The sequence below is a fragment of the Microcoleus sp. Aus8_D2 genome, assembly GCF_036702665.1.
In the GTDB taxonomy this organism is placed as follows: domain Bacteria; phylum Cyanobacteriota; class Cyanobacteriia; order Cyanobacteriales; family Microcoleaceae; genus Microcoleus.
In genome coordinates this window covers 133,236-151,477 of the sequence record NZ_JAUBUN010000009.1, presented here as the reverse complement: position 1 = coordinate 151,477, position 18,242 = coordinate 133,236, and the positions used below count along the sequence as shown (strand labels likewise).

The following is an 18,242-nucleotide window of genomic DNA, read 5'->3' as shown; positions in this document are numbered from 1 at the left end:
AGCAGCCACTTCCTTCGGTAGAAGGCAGAAAATTGTTTCTTTCTTCCCTAAATAAATCCTTCACTTATACCCGCAATCTGGCGCTCTGTCTAAAATCTAAAATTTCCAATTAAAATCTATAGCAACAGCCAAGACGGTTGGGACGTTCTTAATTGCTGAAACCATGCGGTCGATTGCACCATCCATCGGATTTATTCCATCTTCCTTCTCTCCTAAATAACTAAAACCTTCTTCCTGACATCCGTTACATCCGTTACATAATCCGTTGCCGAACTTCCTTCTGCTATAAAATCGAGTGAAGCCATGTACAGCCTAGATATTAATTTTCTCAACGACCGTCCGGACTACAAACCCGCAGCAGCCACCAAAAGCTCAACTAAAAGAAGTTCCGGGGGAGCAAAAGACCAACTGCCCTTGATTGGGGCGGCGCTGTTTGCCTTCGGCATCAACGCCGTAGTCATGGGAGGCTGGTGGTGGGCGACTAACGAAAATAACGGCTTGGCCACAGAACAAGCAAGCCTCGACCAAGAATTGGCAAAATTAAACACTCAAGCCAACGTCATCAAAGCCATCAACGCCGAAACCGACAAAGTTACCGCCGAATACAAAGCATTAGCCGGAGTATTCGACCAAATTAAACCTTGGTCGGCGATGCTGCAAGACCTGAGTGCCCGCACTCCCGCCGGAGTCCAAATTGCCAAAATCGAGCAAATCGACCCCAGTCCATCCGCCGTTGCAGCAGCACCCCCTCCGCCGGCAGCCACTCCCGCCGCCGCCCCGGGGGCGAGTCCGTCCTCCGCCAGCCCCACCCCGGTGGCTGCTCCCGCCCCAGTCGTCCCACCGCCAGCAGCAGCAAAAGTACAAATTTCAGGGATAGCTAGTACCTTTGCTCAAGTTAACGACTTTATGCTGCTAGTCCAGCGCTCTCCTTTCTTCCTCAACACCGATACCAGACTGGTAGCGGCGACATTAAAAACCAACCCCGCACAAGTACAAGTACGAAACCAAAGCGCAGTAGGAACAGTAGAACTTCCCAAACTGCGGCCGGTGGTGGAATATAAAATTGAAACAACGCTCAGCCCGACAGGAGCCTCCGAGTTGCTCCCCGAGCTGCGGAGCAAGCAAGCAGACGGGCTAGCAATACGGATAGAAACACTTCAAGAAAAAGGAGTGCTAGAACCACTAAAAACAGAGGTGAAAAAACCATGACAGCAGAGTTTATTTCCAGCGGACAAGCAGAAGAGACAGGGACTCAGGAAATATTCGGCATTAAGCTGACACCGCAAGTCCAAGCCATAGGCGTCGCGGTTCTCGGCCTCATCGTTGCCGGCGGCATCGGCTCCCAGTTCGTAATGCCAGAATTCCAAAAAGGCGGCGAAATCAAGCAAAAAATTACCGAAAGCAAGCAAACGCAACTGCAATTGCAAAGTCTCATTAAAAAAAAGGCAGAAGCAGAAGCAAAGCAAGAAGAAGCAAAACAGCGCCGGGCAGGCGTGACGGCAATGTTTGCCAGCGACGCGAGCGCCAACACGCTGCTGCTTGACATGACCCAACTGGTGAATCGAATCAACACCGGCGTGCAAGGGGACGACCTCAAGGCTAAAATTACCAAATTTGAGCCGGATATCCCGCCAGCAGCAGCAACCGCGCCCGGTGCCCCAGACCCAGATATTCTCAGCGATACCTCCTTCGGGCCGTCCTTGGCTGGCAAGCTCAGGCGCAAAAAATATAAGGTAGAGTTTGAAGGCAGTTTCGCTCAAACCCGCAATTTTATGCGTAACTTGGAGTTGATGCAGTCGCTGTTGGTAGTCAGAAATTTGAAATCTGCATTGACGGTGCCAAATCAGACAATTGAAGTTGACTTCTTGAAAGGGAAAATAGTCCCCGTCCAGCAGCCGCAAACTAAAATTACAACGGCTTTTGAATTGCACGCACTGCTGCCGTTAAAGCAAGAAGAAAAACTGCCAACTCCGGCTCCGAGTCCTGCTGCTAAGTAGCCTGGTTTTGCGGATAGTAGCTATTCTTCCAAAGTCACTGTTTCAGCAGAAGGTGGAAGGCAGAAGGTAGAAGATAGAAGATAGAAGGTAGAAGTTAACAAATATGAATGCCAAAGTAGTTGTTTGTATGGCAATCTAAAATTATAATTTCTGCCTAATTTTATCTAACTCCTTCCTTCAAAAAAAGCTCGAACCCTTGAGTATTTCAGTCAGTGCAAGAAGCTCGCCACTAAAGCAGGGCGAATCACAAATAATAACAAAGTGTAGTTGAGGAGAGAACGTGAAACAGCATCTACGGTTAAGTGGAGGACTCTTGTGCAGCGTTGCAGGAGTTCTAATCGCCCAAGGCCCGGTCTTGGCCGCGCCGACTCAAGTCACAGGAGTGCAAGTAAGTCAAGCCAATAATGGGGTAAATATTGTCTTAGCTACCGAAAAGGGCGATCGCCCGCAAGTTTTCGCCATCAACAGCGGCAATACTTACCAAGCCACAATCATCAACACCCAGCTCCGCTTGCCCCAAGGCAACAGCTTCCGGCAAGATAACCCGGCTCCGGGCATTTCTTCAGTAGAAATCAGCCAAGTAGAGGCTAACAGCATCCGCGTTGTGGTGGCAGGAACCAGCGGAGTTCCCAACGGACAAGTTATGCCAGCACAAGGCCAAAGCATCGTCCTCAGCGTTGCCGGACAGGGCGGGACTGCGCAGTCTACCCAAGCCCAAGCTGCGCCCCCGCCGCCGACCGGACTGCCCCTGAGCCAAACAACTTCCCGGCCAGCTCCCCAAATTCGCACGTCGCAAAACCCGGGCGTGATGCTGCCAAATCCCCAAGTTACTATTACTAGGGACGATCGCCCGCCCTTACCCAGCGAAATTCAATCTCAGAACAATCAAGCTCCGCCTTTCCAGCCGCGGGCTGTAGCGCCGCCCTTGGGAGATATCGCGGTATCTAACATCGCGCCTGCTGGGGCAAATATCGAACTCAGTTCCGCAGAACGCATCCCCCGCTTGGTGCTGCGGGATGCCCCAGTCCGGGACGTTTTAGCTCTGCTAGCCCGGGCTGCGGGATTGAACATCGCTTTTACAGGCGGTGGAGCCCCCGGCCAACCAGGCCAAGCCGCTCCGGCGGCCGCACCGGGAGCGGCAGCAGGAGGCTCCGATGAAGGGCCGAAGATTTCCTTGGACATCGAAAATGAGTCGGTGCAAGATGTTTTTAACTACGTGCTGCGGCTCAGCGGACTGCAAGCCAACCGCGTCGGGCGCACGATTTTTGTGGGCACTAATTTGCCACTAGACTCGCGCAATATCATCGTTCGCACTCTACGGCTCAATCAAGTTAGATCTACTGATGCAGCTAACTTTTTGAGCGCTCAAGGTGCGGAAACTCAACTCCCGATTACTCGGGTGACTATTCAAACCGTGGGCCAGGGAAATGCGGCGCGGGATGTGGAAGTTAGGGAACCGGACATTAAGGCAATTGGCGCGAAGGACGGCAACGGGCCGCTGTTGCTGAGGGGACTGTCGGTGCTGGCGGATTCTCGGCTCAATTCGATCACTTTGGTGGGAGATCCGCGCAAAGTTGATATTGCCGTGGCTTTCTTGACTCAGCTAGATCTGCGCCGCCGTCAAGTGGCTGTCAACGTCAAGGTGATCGATGTCAACTTGTTGGGAAATAACAAAACTAACAGCAGTTTCTCTTTCGGAATTAATAACAATTTCTTTGTCAATGACAACGGAGCAGCAGTTCTCAATTTTGGCGGCATCAATCCGCCCAGTAGGACTGAGCTGGGGGGGATCAATGCTAGACCGATCGTCCCCAACCCCATACCAAGCAGCGTGGCTCCTTTCTTCAATCCGAACGGCACGCCAATTAACGTGCCGCTGACATCACCGGGCCGCGGCGGGTTGTTCGTGCAGCCGACAGCGCCGATTACGAATGACCCCTCGGCAGTTGGGATTAGCGACTACGAGACTTTTCAGAGAGACTTAACCACTGGAAACCTCACCTCTTTGGGAAGTGCGACTTTCTCCCTGTTCCCGCTGTTCCAATATCCGAGGAGGTTCCTGTCGGCGTTGCAGGCAACTATTGAAACCCGGAATGCCAAAATCCTCACCGATCCGACTCTGGTGGTTCAAGAAGGAGAAACGGCGAATGTGAATATTACTGACGAGGTAATCACTAACATCACGTCGCAAACGCAGACTACCGGAAATACAAGTACCACGACGGTGACGGCCGTGAAAGATAAGGCCGGTTTGCAGTTGGGAGTGGCGATCGATCGGGTTGACGATAATGGCTTTGTCTCTTTGCGGGTGAACCCGATTATCAGGACACCAGGCACCACTCAAAACCTGGCCACGGGCGCGAGCACCAATACTATCACGCTGCTGGGAGAGCGAGCGTTGCAGTCGGGGCTAATTCGCCTGCGGGACGGTCAGACTTTGATTGTTTCGGGGATTATCCGCGACGAAGAACGGATTACAGCGAACAAGATTCCGATTTTGGGAGATTTGCCGATTATCGGTTCGCTGTTCAGGAGTACCAATAAGGCCAACCAGCGGGCGGAGTTGATTGTATTGCTGACTCCGCAGATTTTGGATGATAGCGATCGATCGAACTTTGGCTACCAAAACAACATCAGTCCCGACGCCCGCCAACTGTTGCAGCGCAGTCAGCCCGTCCAGCCCAGACAGTAGGCATGGGGCATGGGGCATGGGGCATCGGGCATCGGGATGAAGGCATCGGGATGAAGGAAGAGGTGTCAACTTAATGTCAAACCTAGTGCCCGACTGCTGTCTGACGATTGGCTGAGTCTATATCCCCCCTAGCCCCCCGATCGAAGGGGGGGACAAGAGCGTCTTGCGTCCCCCGACTATCCGCTACCGTGTACACACAATTCATGAGATCCCCCCTTAGCTTGCCCCCTACTCCCCCTTAAAAAGGGGGGAACCGGAGTCAAAGTCCCCCTTTTTAAGGGGGATGCGAGGGGGATCTCCGAGGATTTTGGTTCTACACAGAGATGTGTGTACACCGTAGGACTATCCGGGGGACAAGAGCGCCGTCTTGCGTCCCCCGACTATCCGGGAGAGAAGAGCGTCGTCTTGCGTCCCCCGACTATCCGGGGAGAGGGACAGGATTATTCTCAAAGTCCCCCTTTTTAAGGGGGATGCGAGGGGGATCTGGCAAGAGGCTATCAACGACAGATACAAAGATTTTTAGGCGATTGGTGACACGAATGGGAAGAAGGAAGAGGTTGGAGGGAAATAAATTTTTCTTTTCCCCTTGACTATTCAGACTTTATTCGTTTTATTTCACCTTCTTTCTCTCAGAAGCAAGAAGGAATCAGAAAAAAAATTGGTTTAACCCTTGACAAATGACATTTTCTTCTTTCCATTTTTGGTTATTTCCCCATTTCAAATCCACAGAGGCGAAAAATCTTCTCTCCAAGGTGGTATTTTTTTAGCTAAATTTGGGTATTAATTCTAAAAAGTTGGCAAGTTCCATATAAATTAAAGGTTCCACCGATCCATAACGGTCGGCAAGACTTTAGAATAATGCAGTGAAAATTAGATGCTGTCGGGTTTTCAGCAATTAGCAACAAAAATTCCTTTTCTGACCAATTATCCTAGGGTAATTGGTATTCAGCAGGAGTTCTTAATTGGGAAGCGGGCTGGAGCAATAGGGAACGACCCAAACCTCCCAACCCAAACTCCAATGCAGTTGATAACTCACAGCTAATAGTTGAACTCTGTTTGACGTATTTTGCAAACCCAGAAGGAGTGCGCAATGAACAAAGGTGAATTGGTTGATGTAGTGGCCGAAAATGCTAGTGTCACTAAAAAACAGGCAGATGCCGTTTTGAGTGCAGCCTTGGAAGCAATCATGAAAGCTGTCTCCGACGGCGACAAGGTTACACTGGTCGGTTTTGGCTCGTTTGAGTCGCGGGAACGCAAGGCCCGTGAGGGTCGCAATCCCAAAACTGGCGACAAGATGGAAATCCCGGCAACTAAAGTTCCTGCATTTTCCGCAGGTAAGTTGTTCAAGGACAGAGTTGCACCGCCGAAAAACTCCTAATAACTGGCGAACTGAGTCTTGATTAGACCTGTACACGGTGGGAATTTAGCTTGGGCAGCCACACTGGCGGGCTGCCCTGCCTCTGCTATTCTCGATTTTTCTGCGAGTATCAGTCCTTTGGGCCCTCCTGAGTCGGCCCTGGCTGCGATTCAAGCTCACTTGGGCAGTCTCACGGCTTACCCAGATCCGGATTATGGAGAGCTGAGGGCTGCTTTGGGTGAGGCTTTGAATGTTGACCCGGATTGGATTTTGCCCGGGAATGGTTCGGCGGAATTGTTGACTTGGGCGGCAAGGGATTTGTCGAAGCTGGAGGCGACTTATTTGGTGACTCCGGCTTTTGGCGATTACTGGCGGGCTCTTTCGGCTTTTGGCGCGCAGGTGCTGGATTGTCCTTTGGATCTGAAATCGTTGGATGCCGAACCCGGGAGCGGGTTAGTAACGGATGATTTTTCGGTTTCTAACCGTTCTCTTGTCTCCCCTTCTCTGGAGATTCCGGTTCCTCTTGCTCTGGATGCCGATCGAGCTTTGCTACTGAACAACCCCCACAATCCGACGGGTTTGCTGTTCGCTAGGGAGGCGATTCGGCCTTATTTGGAGCAGTTGGGTATGGTGGTGGTGGATGAGGCCTTTATGGACTTTCTACCGCCATTCGAGCAGCAAAGTTCGATCGCTGCTGTTGAGGAGTTTCCGAATTTGGTGATTTTACGATCGCTCACCAAATTCTATTCTCTGCCGGGACTGCGGATGGGATGTGCGATCGGGCATCCCGATATCCTCCGCCGCTGGCAGTTGCTGCGCGATCCTTGGCCTGTGAATGCCTTGGCTGCGGCGGCAGCGGCTGCTGTGGTGCGGGATGCTGCTTTTGAGCGGCAAACTTGGGATTGGCTACCTGTGGCTCGTCGAGAGCTGTTTGAGGGTTTGGCTAATTTGCCGGGTTTGCGGCCAATGGCTGGGGCGGCTAATTTCTTGTTAGTTGAGTCGTCGGTGTCGGTTTCTGCAATTCAAAAAAGTCTGTTGCAACAACACCGGATTTTGATTCGAGATTGTTTGAGTTTTCCTGAGTTGGGCGATCGATTTTTCCGAGTCGCCGTGCGCGAGAGGGCGGACAATCTGCGGCTGATTGCTGGACTTGCGGATGTCTGTTGTCAGTTGTGAATCCCCTGATGTTGCTGGGAGTGCGAGATGTTGCTTGCATTGCGAGGGAGATGCTCGCACTCTTATAAATTATTTGGAATTAATATATTCTATTGGCGCTGTTGATTGATTTTTTGAACGAACCGCGAAGACGCAAAGGACACGAAGAAAGAGAAGAAAAAGAAGAAAGAGAAGAAAAAAATAGAAATATAAAGGTTCGCTGGTATTTTTAAACTGACAACTGACAACTGACAACTGACAACTGACAACTGACAACTGACAACTGACTATTTATGCTTGATTATGATTTAGTGATTATTGGTGGAACTGCGGCCGGACGCTATGCTGCTTTGACTGCAACTAATTTCCCGGCTCGTGTTGCTTTGGTGGAACCGCTAAGTAATTCGCAAGATTTGCAGACTGGGGGGAAAGAGTCGATCGACTTTGGTTTGAGATACAGCCAAACTTTGAGGGAAGCTGCTCGTTTTGCGCAGCAGATCGGCCGCCAGCAGTTGGGGGTTCGCTGGGGAGCTGCTAATTCGTCGATGCCGATCGAATTGCGGTTTGATGGGGTTCTGAAGTGGGCTGACGGTGTTGTTTCTAATTTGTCAGAAATTGATGCTCTAGGCGTTTTGGCCGCTCGCGGGGTCGATATTATTTGTGGTAGCAGCGAGTTTGTTGTGGAACCGGATTTGGCTGTGGTGGCGGGTGGCCGTTCATTGCGATCGCGCTGTTATTTGCTAGCTTGTCCAACAATGGCTGCAATTCCCAATATTGAAGGACTTTCGTCTGTAGGCTTTTTTACTTCCGAAACTGTCGGGGAATTAGCAAAACTTCCACTGTTACCTAAAAGTTTGGCTGTAATCGGTGCCGATCCCAGCGGTGTCGAAGTGGCTCAAACTCTTGCTCGATTAGGGGTTGCTGTGACGCTTGTGGTGAAGGGTTCCCACATTTTGACGAAAGAAGACCGAGAGGCTGCTGGCTTGGTTCAAGCTGCAATGGAAGCCGAAGGAGTGCGGATTTTGACTGCTACTGAGGTGACTCAAGCTCGGGTGATAGATGGTAAAAAGTGGATTCAAGCAGGGCCAAGGGCGATCGAAGCTGAGGAGATTTTTCTGGCGGCGGGGCGCCAGCATAATTTTGCATCGTTAAATCTCGAAGCGGCTGGGGTTAAATTTAGCGATCGCGGGTTGATTTTAAATGAAAAGCTGCAAACAACTAATTCGCGTATTTATGCGATCGGCGATGTTGCTGGCGGTTATTCGTTCCCTCACATCGCCAACTGCGAAGCTGCGGTGGCTGTGAAAAATGCTTTGTTTTTGCCGCTGTTTCACATAGATTATCGCGGGATTCCTTGGGCGATTTTTTCCGATCCGCAGTTGGCGAGGGTTGGCTTGACGGAAGCGCAAGCAAGGCGGCGTTTTGGAGACGATTTGATTGTGGCTCGGGAATATTTCAAGAATGTTGAAAGAGCTCAAATGTCCGGTGAGACAACGGGTTTTTGTAAGATTGTCGGGCGCCGCAACGGGGAGATTTTGGGAGCGACTATTGTCGGCCCGCAAGCTGCTGAGTTGATTCATGCGATCGCCTTTGCTGTGCCCCGCGGGATGAAGGTTGAGGCGATCGCAGAACTTCCTTATATTTGGTCGAGTTTTTCGGCAATTAACGGTCAAGCTGCTGCTGTTTGGGAGTTACAGCGCTTCCGCAGCAATACTTTTCTCCAGAATTTGTGGGAGAATTTGTTTCACTGGCGCAGGTATTGGAAGTAGAAAAAATTGGTCATTGGGCATTGGGCATTGGTCATTGGGCATTGGGCATTGGCCAAACAGGTCATTGGTAAAGTCAGATACATCATTTGTTAAAAGTTATAAATTTTTATCTAATTTTATCAAAAGCTATTGATTTAGTTGCCAATGGGGAAGATAATAATCGAGGTCAAAAACTCAAAATAGTTGAGACACGCTACTAACTACCCGAGGTCGGATTCATGGATTGCAAAACTGCTACTTTAGTTTACGAAACAGGAAATCCCCTAGAAAACATTCGCAACATATTTCCCGAAGCTTGGCAATTTTTGACAGCTCAGTCTTTGGCTTTTGTCGCCGGGAAAGATGATGCTTTTGATACAGAAATTAAAAAGTCGATCGGCAAGACGCCTTTTCAGTTCAGAATTACTCACCGGGACGATACCGAACAGTTGACAAAAGATATATCTGAACTGTTGGGCGATATTACTTCTCGGTTACTTTTGGAACAGCATTTTTCTCAAGTTGTGGGTCGTTCTCTTTATTTCAGCACGATTTGCTGTTCCAGTCACCTAACAGCCGATCGCGAATTGACGTTGGATGAAGTTTTGCCAATTCAGCGGGCTGCTGTTAAGTTGCAATAGTCATTAGTCATTAGTCATTAGTCATTAGTCATTAGTCATTAGTCATTAGTCATTAGTCATTAGTCATTAGTCATGTTTTGCGAGCTCATATAGATCGCCAACAGCAGTCATTAGTCATTAGTCAGCAGTCATTGGTCAGCAGTCAGCAGTCAGCAGTCAGCAGTCAGCAGTCAGCAGTCATTAGTGGGGAGAGCGCGTGCGTGAAATGGTTGACTCGTTCAGGGGCGCGAATCATCGCTAAACCAACCATAAAAGTCCCTAGAAGACATTGTGGTTTTTGCACTTACTAATTAAGAGCTAATGACCGATGACTGATGACTGATGACTAATGACTAATGACTAATAACTGATGACTGCTGACTAATTATTGCGGGCGAGAGTGCAATGCTAGATTTGACGATCGCCGGTACAATGCGATCGCAAGCCATTCTCGCCCCTGAAAGGTTTCTGGCGACTGGCCCCACTTGCAGCGCTGCTAAACCACCAGTCACAAATAATTCCCATCCGGGCCAACGCAGGTGTTTATCTAAAACTGGCAAACCTTTAACTATTTCAATGGGATGGGTTTCTAACATTTCTTTGAACAAAGGCTCGGCTGTAATATCTAGTTTAGTGCCGGTTGCTAGCCAAATGCGATCGACAAAGAAGCTCTCTCCATCGCTGCAATCAACAGTCCATCTGTTATTTTGCCACCGAACGCCAACAACTTCGCACTCTTCGTGAAATGTCAGCTTTTGGCTGTGGGACAACCTGCGTAATTGTGTCATAATTTCCGGTGTCATTGAGCCGCCATTGCGAGCTTGTTGAATAGCTTCCCAACGCTTATGACAATCAGCTTCAGTGGCGAATCCTTTCAGGTATTTTGGCCCCAACCAACCGGGTTCGGCATCAAAGAGTTTTTCTGGGAAATAGCGCCGCGTCATTAACAGGACTTTTGCTCCTCTAGCAATTGCTCCTACTGCTAAATGTCCGCTAGTTAGCCCGCCACCGACAATTAATATTTGTTCTCCTGCTAATTCTAAATTTCGTAAATCTACTTGACTAGAGTGGCGAATTCTTTCGGCGGGATGCTGTGTTTGAATTTGATTTACCCAGGCTGGTAAATGCGGTTTTCCACTACCGGCGGCGACAATTACTCGGCGGGCGATCGCACTTTTGCCATCTTCAAACCACAGGCGGAAACGGCCGGATTTGGGCTGAATGCGGGTTACTTTTGCTTGGATAACTCGATCGCCCAAATCCCATCTTTTAACTGTATCAGCACAAAAATCCTCAAATAACCGACTTCCCGGCAAATCGTAGGGTGGAAACAATTCCGAGGAGCGATTTTCGGCAAACCTCCGCAATTGGTAAGGGTTGGGATCTGGATGGTGCACTGCGGGCGATCGCAAATGCCCAATTTCTAAAGCTGCAAATTGTCTCCGCCACTCAGTCAGCCATTCGCCGCTCGGATCGAATGCTAAAAGTTTATCCCGCAGGCTATTGCGTTTTTGTAATATGTGTGCTACTAGAGTTAGGGCGTGGGGCCCAGCGCCGATTAAAGCTAAATCAATTTGGGGCGGCGTGGCTGCTGATGTAGCTTGCATGGAGAATTGCTAATTTGCGAATGATAACAATTCTCATTATAGGTCGATCGGGCATTTCCGTTGACGGCGCTCCAGAATAAACTTCAATTGCCAGCATTTCGCTCTCAATTCTTGAATGCATCTGCGTTAATCTGTGTTAATGGGCCTCACATCTGCGGTTAAGCTATCAATTTCAGAATCAAGGTAGCGCCACAAACCTGTAATCGTTGCCTTGGCGTTGAACCTGTACTAAAATTGCTTTGTTCCATCGATCGCCCGTTGGCAAAAACCTCACATCTTCACTCGCACCGGAGGTAACGAAGTTCGGATTTCTGAGTGCTTGTTGCAATCCGAATCGCGTATTGCTGCGCTGCAAACCGCTGATAATAGCTTTAGTCGCGTCAAAACTCGTGGCGGTTCGCCAATTCACCACACCTCCCCACTTTTGAATCGCATTCTTAGAAAATGGGTTGTTGGGATTAGTGTCAGGATGCCACGGAACGGACAAAATAAGCCCGTCAACGTCTTTGTTCCCCTCTTTTACCGTTTGAAAGGTGTACAGCGTCGTGCTGCCGTAGAGCGCTAATTTGCCAGTATTGAGGCGGGCTAGGTCGATCGCGCGATCGATGCGATCGATATGAGGCGCTAACATTAACGCTTGTGCACCTTTGCTAACAGCATCAGCAATGCTAGCACTCGAATTAAAAGTCGGCGTTGAAAAGTCACAAACCGCAGGCACTACCTTACCACCCAAAGCCGAAAACGACGAAACAAATTCATCCTTAAACGATACATTATCGGGAGCTTGAGAATCATAGCAGATAGCAACATTAGTTTTGCCAGCTTTCTTCACCATATATTCTGCTAAAGGAGCCGCCATCGATTGAATTGCAGGGACTGTCCGAAAAATGTAGCTGCCAAAACCTGATAAATTGTTAGCAAAGCTAGTTGGCGTCACCATCACCAGTTTTTTTTCTTGATAGATAGGAGCAGCAGCTAAAGAAGCATTGCTCGCATTGTGTCCGACAACTGCTAAAATTTTAGGGTCATTTACGAATCCGGTTGCAATTTCTTTGGCAAAATCTGGACTGTTATCATCGTTCGCAATCAAAACTTGCAAACCCGCACCATTAATCCCTCCCCCAGCATTAACTTCCTCTTGAGCTTGGGCAACTCCTCGGAGCATTTCTTGCGCTACATTCGGGTTAGTGCCAATGGGAACGCTGACGGCAATTTTCAGAGGATTGTCATTGTTAACTTTGGCATTGTTCAAATAAATTACTGTCTCTGGATCGTTGCGATTCTGTTGCAGCGATGCCTGAAAATTTTTGACAGCTTCTTTGTAATCACCGCCAGCAAAAGCCTTGACACCTGCTTGTTTTCCTGCTGTTGTTTGCGATTGCACCAATATCTTATCTCCCAAACTGAGACGGCTATTGCCAGGATCGGGTGTACCTGTATTTCTCCTATTTAATATGTATGGAATAAAAATGAATGCACCCCAGGCAATCAAAGGAAATGCAATAAAAACAATTGGCGGCGGGCCTTTTCTTTTTTGAGGTTCTTGATACATGATTAGTTCTCCTGAGTTCAATATTGTTTCGAGGCTTTGATTTCGGGTAAGCATTTCCTGGCATAGTGGAATAAATCGGCTATGGCCGGGGAATACTCCGGTTGTCAATCTATAGAAATATCTAGTACCTTTGATTTCGAGCGACTTTTGTGGTAGTTGCTCAGTGCTGCCCGAAGCTGATATAGCAGTCCGTTCATCAGTTGTGTAATTCTTGTAGGGGCAACCCCCCGTGGTTGCCCTCTTTACGCTGCCACCGCAGGCACTCTTGGCACTACCCCTACATATGTACAAATCCTGCGAGGATTGCTATATACAGATTATCAATCAAAGCTTTTTTAAAGTCAATTCATAAATTTATATTTTGAACTCATAAAAGTCATATTCTTGAGTTCATAAAAGTCATATTCTTGTAGATTAGTTTCAATAACTAATTCAGCCCTGGATGCAGAACCTATCCAAATCTTTGAGTTTTCCAAGCTTTTTATCTATTGCTGTTTATCACAAATTATGCCAGGATTGCTATAGCGAAGACATTGGTGGCAAAGAGCGATCGGAGAAGACCCGACGAGATAGGCTATGGGGGAACTCCAGACAAACAATGAGCTCAATCATGGAACGCATTTGTAGCGATCGCTGACCAGGGTGTTGAGAAATGTTGTGATTTGTTGTCAAAAGATAAGTTATATATAAATTCTGTAACTATTCCGACTTCTAAGATTTATGCGGTTACGATCTGTAAATTATAATGCACAAATGCTTACTCGATAGATTCCCTAATTACTGGTGGGAGAGCAAAATGTCAAGCGCGATCGCCGTCGGCTCAGGACCCATTGCGTTTACGACTAAAGATGGTCAGGCACTACTGATTCCCCTGACTGCCATTAGCTTTGAAAATGGTGCTGTTAAACTAAGTGCTGGCTACAGTGCTTATCAAGCGGAACTTCAACCGTGGCTAGAGTACCTAGCTAAACAGGAGACAATTACAGCAGGTGAGACTCCACCAACACCACCTGCCTTGATGATTAAGGCAACCGATGCAGGTATTGCAGGAAACGATATTCAGATTGAGTTTAAGAATGTTACGCCCGATCCCGCAGACCCCTTGAATCCGGCAAAGACAACCTTTGATGCCATTGTGACTGAAAAGGAAACTCACACGCTCAGCATCGATTCGACTTCACCAATTTTTATCGGAACGATACTGGGAATAGACACAACGCCTGGAAGCAAACAAAGCCTGGTTCATATTAAGGCTACACCCACGCCATCTAAACCGAAAGCAGGAACTTACACGCTTGAAAACGGAAATGCTACAACCAAAGCAGCCAAACCTGTAGACGGCGATCCATCGGGTATTGCCTTCAACCTAGAGGCTAAGAAAGTTGGTGAGGATGGTAACAATACAGTTGCTAGTATTTCTGGTGTTGATGCAGCGGCGAAAACATTTGTAATGGCTATCACCTGGACTAAAACGATCGCAGCGATCAAACTAGCTGATTTGCCAGCCAAGCTAGAAGGAACAAACAAATACATCATCACCGTTACTAAACCAGATGGAAGCCTCAGCGGCTTTACAATGATTCCTTCTGCCGGCTTATTTGCGCTCAATGGTGGAGCTGACAAACGAGATGCGGTACAGGCATCTGCAACCATCCCAGCGAGTTAATTTGCGATTCACAGAGAGACAGGTTCGTACACGCCAGATCGGCTCCATCTAAATTTAAGGGAGAGATTATGCCAGTTACACCCACCTATCCAGGTATTTACATTGAAGAACTGCCCAGTAGTGCCCGCACAATTACGGCAGCGCCAACATCTGTAACTGTATTTGTCGGCTACACCCATCCGTTTAAAACGAGGAAATTTAATCAGGCGATCGAGATTTTCAACTTCACGGAATACGAACGAGAATTTGGGGGATTATATGAGAGTGAGCTAGTTGATTGTCAGGTTGCTCATGCAGTAAATCAATTTTTTATCAACGGTGGTTCTGTAGCTTACGTGGTTGGGCTTCAAGCAAACTATCGTAATGCTTCGGGAGCCAAACTATCTAGTGGACCAGGAGAGGATAGTACATTTAAGCGTCCAGAAGCAACAACGGGCGGAATCAAGTTCATTGGACTCGAACCCGCTGAACAAATTCCCATGACCGTAACAATTAGCAACCTGAATACCACTGCTGATACCGCCGATCTTGTGATTGCCTACGGCTCTCAAGTAGAGGTTTATCGAGGAGTTAAGCTTGACAGCAGCAGTCCTGAATTTATCGAGAAACGATTGGGAACCGATGCCAAACCTATCTCAGCGTTGGTTCGAGTTGCGCCCGCTTCTCTAACGTATCCGACAACCTTTCCTACCGCTTCTGCTGACCAGCATAAATCTTTAAAAAAAGCACCTCCCGCTGGAACTACGACCACGTTTCATCCTGATGAATTCACTGATGCTTTCAAAGCCGATAGTTCGCTCGACAAAGTTTCTATTTTTAATCTGCTGTTGATTCCTGGGGTGGTGGCTAACGGTATTTTGAGTGAAGCACTTGCTTTTTGTGAGCGCAAACAGGCTTTTTTCATTATGGACCCGCCTCCTCAAGCTGCGGCAGATGGCAGTGGCACGTTAACCCCGATCGCAGATTTGATCGATATCCTGCCTAAAAGTAAGAATGGGGCGCTTTATTTCCCCTATCTAAAATCGGTCAATCCCATAACCGGAAAACGCCTTGACTTACCCCCCAGTGGATTTGTGGCGGGGATTTATGCTCGGACTGATTTAAATCGAGGCGTTTGGAAAGCCCCTGCTGGTCTAGAAACCACGATTTTAAATACTACAGGTTTAGTCGAACGCGGATTGATGACCGATCTGCGCCAGGGAAAGCTAAATGATATTGGGGTGAATTGTTTGCGATCGTTTCCAGGAGTTGGAACTGTTGTTTATGGGGCGCGCACCCTGGTTACAAAGAATCTTGCTTATCAGCAATGGCGTTATGTGCCCGTGCGGCGGATGGCTTTATTTATTGAACAAACGCTGTTCCGAAATCTCGGTTGGGTTGTGTTTGAACCCAATGATGAACCCTTGTGGGTAGCGATTCGGATCTCGATCGAGAACTTCATGCTGTCGTTGTTCAATCAAGGTGCATTTCAGGGTTCAAAACCGAGTCAGGCATTTCAGGTAAAGTGCGATTCTTCAACCACAACTCAAACAGATATTGATAACGGCATTGTCAACATTATTGTGGCGTTTGCACCGTTGAAGCCTGCGGAATTTGTCATTGTCAAAATTGCCCAGCTTGCTGGTCAGGTTCAATCATAGAGGAGACTCCTATGGGTAAACCATTTTCTGTCAACATCAATCGCTTCGATCCTTACAAAACTTACCGATTCCTGGTTTATTTCGACACCGCTACCACTCCTGTTGCCGGTTTAAGTAAAGTGACGGGTTTGAAGCGATCGTCAGATGCGATCGAATACAAAGAAGGCGGCAATCCCATTATCCGCAAAGGCATGGGACGCACTAAATATGAACCCATTACTCTGGAACGTGGAGTCACCCACGATACAGACTTTGAACTGTGGGCGAATGCACCTCAAGTCTTGGACAAAGGAGCTGCTACGCAAACACTCAAGAACTTGCGAAAGCAGGTGCGGATTGATTTACTAAACGAAGCCGGACAACCCGTGCAACGCTACATTGTGCATCGCTGTTGGGTATCCGAATATCAGGCTCTCCCCGATCTGGATGCTGGTGCTAATGCCTACGCGATCGAACACATCAAACTGGAAAACGAAGGTTGGGAACGGGATCTGACCTTGACTGAGCCGACGGAGGTTTAAAGCAGCATGGTACGCCTGCCTGTGAGTGGACTGGATCTGACGCTGCGTCAACCTGCTGGGGCGGAGGATATTTTGCTGCTGGAAACCCCAGCCAATGATGCAGGGCTGGCTCTGAAGCTAGTTTCCCGGCTGGCTGAATCGATCGATCGCACCGTTGTTAATTGGGGGGATTTGAGTGTTAGTGATTTAGAATTCCTGCTGCTGATCCTGCGACAAATTGTGTTTGGGGATTGGATCGGCACAGATGCAATTTGTCCAGCGCCCTGGTGTGGCAAACGAGTTGATGTGTCGTTTCGGATTAGTGATTATCTGTCCCATCATGTCCCTCGGCGATCGCCCACCGTCACTTGCACGGAAACACCTGGTTGGTTTCAACTGCGCAATACTGCTGTGACTTTCCGACTTCCTACGGTTGCCGATCGCATAGCGATCGCCTACCATCCTCAACCAGAACAGGAGTTAAGGCAACGATGTATTAAACCAGGTGATATTTCAGCAAAATTGCGGCGGCGGGTAGAGACGGCAATGGCAGCCCTCGCTCCCAATCTGTCGGACGATTTACAGGGGCAGTGTGTGGAGTGCGGGACAGCAGTCACAATGTTCTTCGATGTTGAGCAATTCACGCTGCAAGAACTTCGCCGTCAGGCTGCATTCATCTACGAAGAAGTTCACTTGCTGGCATCATCCTATAAGTGGTCTGAGGACGCAATCTTGGCGTTACCGCATCACCGCCGCCAGCAGTATGCCGAACGAGTTCGTCAAGCATGGAGGTCTGCCTGAGATGCCACAGTCATCCTACCTACAAACGATCGCCCGTCGCGGCACCAGCCATCTGCCGGTACTCATGCCACCGCGATCGCCCCTGTCACGCATAGAAGCTCCCCAGACGCCTGAAGTTGCCGGTGAGTCAATACCCGCACAACTGCCATCAGAGCCTGCAAACAGGGTAGTTGTTTCCTCTGAGCAACAGCCCTCAATACAGATGAAGCAAGTGCGATCGCCCGTAGATAGCGCAACTACTTCCCCTGCACAGGTTCCATCCGTCGAACTGCCCCAGGAAATTCAGGCTACTCCAGTTTTCTCTCAAACGAGTTCTGTCAGTCCCGCTGTACAGAATTCTCAGCAACAACCCAGCACCCAGACTGTGCAACCGACAACTCCAGTCAGTCACTCAATACAACCGCCAGACTCGCTGGCACAGTCACCAAATCGATCGGGACAAAGCTCTAATCTTACTTCAGTTACGACCTTACCAAAACCGCGATCGTATTTAGCAAAGGCTGCCACAAGTTTCATGCTGAAAACGAGTCCAAAAGTTTCAAAAGCCACATCCCCAGAAACAGCATCTCCCGAAGTATCCGAATCATTTGTGATTCATTCAAAAGTCTCAAAAGTAGCATCCACAGAAACAGCATCTGCCGAAGTATCCGAATCATTTGTGATTCTCCAGGCACCTCAGAATGATGCAGATCCCAATATCTCAGCATCAGAACGCCAAAAGTTCGATCGACCGCCACAGTCAACCGCTACAGCTCGAGGCAATACGGTTCACATCGGGACGATCGATATTCACATCGCACCCCCCCCAACTCCACCAATCCAACCTGTGGCAACGGCTCCGAAACCCGTTGCTCTGTCCCCGTTGGCACGGGGGTTTACATCCTCCTTCGGCTTACGGCAGGGGTAA

Annotated in this window: 15 protein-coding genes; 12 read left to right on the top strand and 3 right to left on the bottom strand. The window is 48.7% G+C overall.

Annotated features, from left to right (window positions below):
• Positions 1 to 303: 303 nt before the first annotated feature.
• The 7 genes from QUB64_RS09975 to QUB64_RS09945 all read left to right on the top strand — a co-directional run bounded on the left by QUB64_RS09975 (position 304) and on the right by QUB64_RS09945 (position 9,590).
• The gene (locus QUB64_RS09975) at positions 304 to 1,209 is read left to right on the top strand and encodes a PilN domain-containing protein (RefSeq protein WP_333267897.1); all 906 of its coding nucleotides are present in this window, start codon (positions 304 to 306) and stop codon (positions 1,207 to 1,209) included.
• A complete protein-coding gene (locus tag QUB64_RS09970; RefSeq protein WP_333267898.1) occupies positions 1,206 to 1,997 on the top strand; it encodes a pilus assembly protein PilO in 792 nt (263 codons plus the stop codon). Before QUB64_RS09975 ends, QUB64_RS09970 begins: the two co-directional genes overlap by 4 nt.
• A 280-nt stretch (positions 1,998 to 2,277) precedes the next feature.
• Positions 2,278 to 4,689: an AMIN domain-containing protein gene (locus QUB64_RS09965; RefSeq protein WP_333267900.1), complete on the top strand. Its 2,412-nt coding sequence runs from the start codon at positions 2,278 to 2,280 to the stop codon at positions 4,687 to 4,689.
• 1,066 nt (positions 4,690 to 5,755) lie between these two features.
• Positions 5,756 to 6,067 carry an HU family DNA-binding protein gene (locus tag QUB64_RS09960; RefSeq protein ID WP_332948562.1) on the top strand — a complete coding sequence of 104 codons (312 nt, stop codon included), beginning with the start codon at positions 5,756 to 5,758 and terminating at the stop codon, positions 6,065 to 6,067.
• A gap of 18 nt (positions 6,068 to 6,085) precedes the next feature.
• Entirely contained in the window at positions 6,086 to 7,222 is a 1,137-nt protein-coding gene (gene cobD, locus QUB64_RS09955) for a threonine-phosphate decarboxylase CobD (RefSeq protein ID WP_333267902.1), read from the top strand.
• A gap of 272 nt (positions 7,223 to 7,494) precedes the next feature.
• A complete protein-coding gene (locus tag QUB64_RS09950) occupies positions 7,495 to 8,970 on the top strand; it encodes a dihydrolipoyl dehydrogenase family protein (RefSeq protein WP_333267904.1) in 1,476 nt (491 codons plus the stop codon).
• A gap of 218 nt (positions 8,971 to 9,188) precedes the next feature.
• Positions 9,189 to 9,590, top strand: a complete 402-nt coding sequence (locus QUB64_RS09945; protein ID WP_333267906.1) for a hypothetical protein — start codon at positions 9,189 to 9,191, stop codon at positions 9,588 to 9,590.
• 332 nt (positions 9,591 to 9,922) lie between these two features.
• Here the strand turns inward: QUB64_RS09945 and QUB64_RS09940 are convergent, their stop codons facing one another.
• Genes QUB64_RS09940 through QUB64_RS09930 form a run of 3 tightly spaced genes read right to left on the bottom strand, consistent with a single transcriptional unit; the run spans position 9,923 to position 12,728 of the window.
• Positions 9,923 to 11,176 (bottom strand): FAD/NAD(P)-binding protein, encoded by a 1,254-nt coding sequence (locus tag QUB64_RS09940; RefSeq protein WP_333267908.1) that lies wholly within the window; start codon positions 11,174 to 11,176, stop codon positions 9,923 to 9,925.
• On the bottom strand, positions 11,139 to 11,297 hold the full coding sequence (locus QUB64_RS09935; protein WP_333267909.1) for a hypothetical protein: 159 nt from the start codon (positions 11,295 to 11,297) through the stop codon (positions 11,139 to 11,141). Before QUB64_RS09935 ends, QUB64_RS09940 begins: the two co-directional genes overlap by 38 nt.
• A gap of 57 nt (positions 11,298 to 11,354) precedes the next feature.
• On the bottom strand, positions 11,355 to 12,728 hold the full coding sequence (locus QUB64_RS09930; RefSeq protein WP_333267912.1) for an ABC transporter substrate-binding protein: 1,374 nt from the start codon (positions 12,726 to 12,728) through the stop codon (positions 11,355 to 11,357).
• Positions 12,729 to 13,524: 796 nt separating this feature from the next.
• Here QUB64_RS09930 and QUB64_RS09925 point away from each other — a divergent pair.
• From QUB64_RS09925 to QUB64_RS09905, 5 genes are all read left to right on the top strand, one after another.
• A complete protein-coding gene (locus QUB64_RS09925) occupies positions 13,525 to 14,394 on the top strand; it encodes a hypothetical protein (RefSeq protein ID WP_333267914.1) in 870 nt (289 codons plus the stop codon).
• A gap of 68 nt (positions 14,395 to 14,462) precedes the next feature.
• Complete coding sequence (locus QUB64_RS09920) at positions 14,463 to 16,034, top strand: phage tail sheath family protein (RefSeq protein WP_333267916.1); 1,572 nt, start codon at positions 14,463 to 14,465, stop codon at positions 16,032 to 16,034.
• An 11-nt stretch (positions 16,035 to 16,045) separates the two neighbouring features.
• Entirely contained in the window at positions 16,046 to 16,555 is a 510-nt protein-coding gene (locus QUB64_RS09915) for a phage tail protein (protein ID WP_333267918.1), read from the top strand.
• A 6-nt stretch (positions 16,556 to 16,561) separates the two neighbouring features.
• Positions 16,562 to 17,335 (top strand): hypothetical protein, encoded by a 774-nt coding sequence (locus QUB64_RS09910; RefSeq protein WP_333267920.1) that lies wholly within the window; start codon positions 16,562 to 16,564, stop codon positions 17,333 to 17,335.
• Position 17,336: 1 nt separating this feature from the next.
• The gene (locus QUB64_RS09905) at positions 17,337 to 18,242 is read left to right on the top strand and encodes a hypothetical protein (protein ID WP_333267922.1); all 906 of its coding nucleotides are present in this window, start codon (positions 17,337 to 17,339) and stop codon (positions 18,240 to 18,242) included.

What these genes read in the sequence shown, in the direction of transcription:
- QUB64_RS09975 (WP_333267897.1), top strand. Translation starts at nt 304, where the DNA reads ATGTACAGCCTAGATATTAATTTTCTCAACGACCGTCCGGACTACAAA.
- QUB64_RS09970 (WP_333267898.1), top strand. Translation starts at nt 1,206, where the DNA reads ATGACAGCAGAGTTTATTTCCAGCGGACAAGCAGAAGAGACAGGGACT.
- QUB64_RS09950 (WP_333267904.1), top strand. Translation starts at nt 7,495, where the DNA reads ATGCTTGATTATGATTTAGTGATTATTGGTGGAACTGCGGCCGGACGC.
- QUB64_RS09945 (WP_333267906.1), top strand. Translation starts at nt 9,189, where the DNA reads ATGGATTGCAAAACTGCTACTTTAGTTTACGAAACAGGAAATCCCCTA.
- QUB64_RS09940 (WP_333267908.1), bottom strand. Translation starts at nt 11,176, where the DNA reads ATGCAAGCTACATCAGCAGCCACGCCGCCCCAAATTGATTTAGCTTTA.
- QUB64_RS09935 (WP_333267909.1), bottom strand. Translation starts at nt 11,297, where the DNA reads ATGCATTCAAGAATTGAGAGCGAAATGCTGGCAATTGAAGTTTATTCT.
- QUB64_RS09930 (WP_333267912.1), bottom strand. Translation starts at nt 12,728, where the DNA reads ATGTATCAAGAACCTCAAAAAAGAAAAGGCCCGCCGCCAATTGTTTTT.
- QUB64_RS09925 (WP_333267914.1), top strand. Translation starts at nt 13,525, where the DNA reads ATGTCAAGCGCGATCGCCGTCGGCTCAGGACCCATTGCGTTTACGACT.
- QUB64_RS09920 (WP_333267916.1), top strand. Translation starts at nt 14,463, where the DNA reads ATGCCAGTTACACCCACCTATCCAGGTATTTACATTGAAGAACTGCCC.
- QUB64_RS09915 (WP_333267918.1), top strand. Translation starts at nt 16,046, where the DNA reads ATGGGTAAACCATTTTCTGTCAACATCAATCGCTTCGATCCTTACAAA.
- QUB64_RS09910 (WP_333267920.1), top strand. Translation starts at nt 16,562, where the DNA reads ATGGTACGCCTGCCTGTGAGTGGACTGGATCTGACGCTGCGTCAACCT.
- QUB64_RS09905 (WP_333267922.1), top strand. Translation starts at nt 17,337, where the DNA reads ATGCCACAGTCATCCTACCTACAAACGATCGCCCGTCGCGGCACCAGC.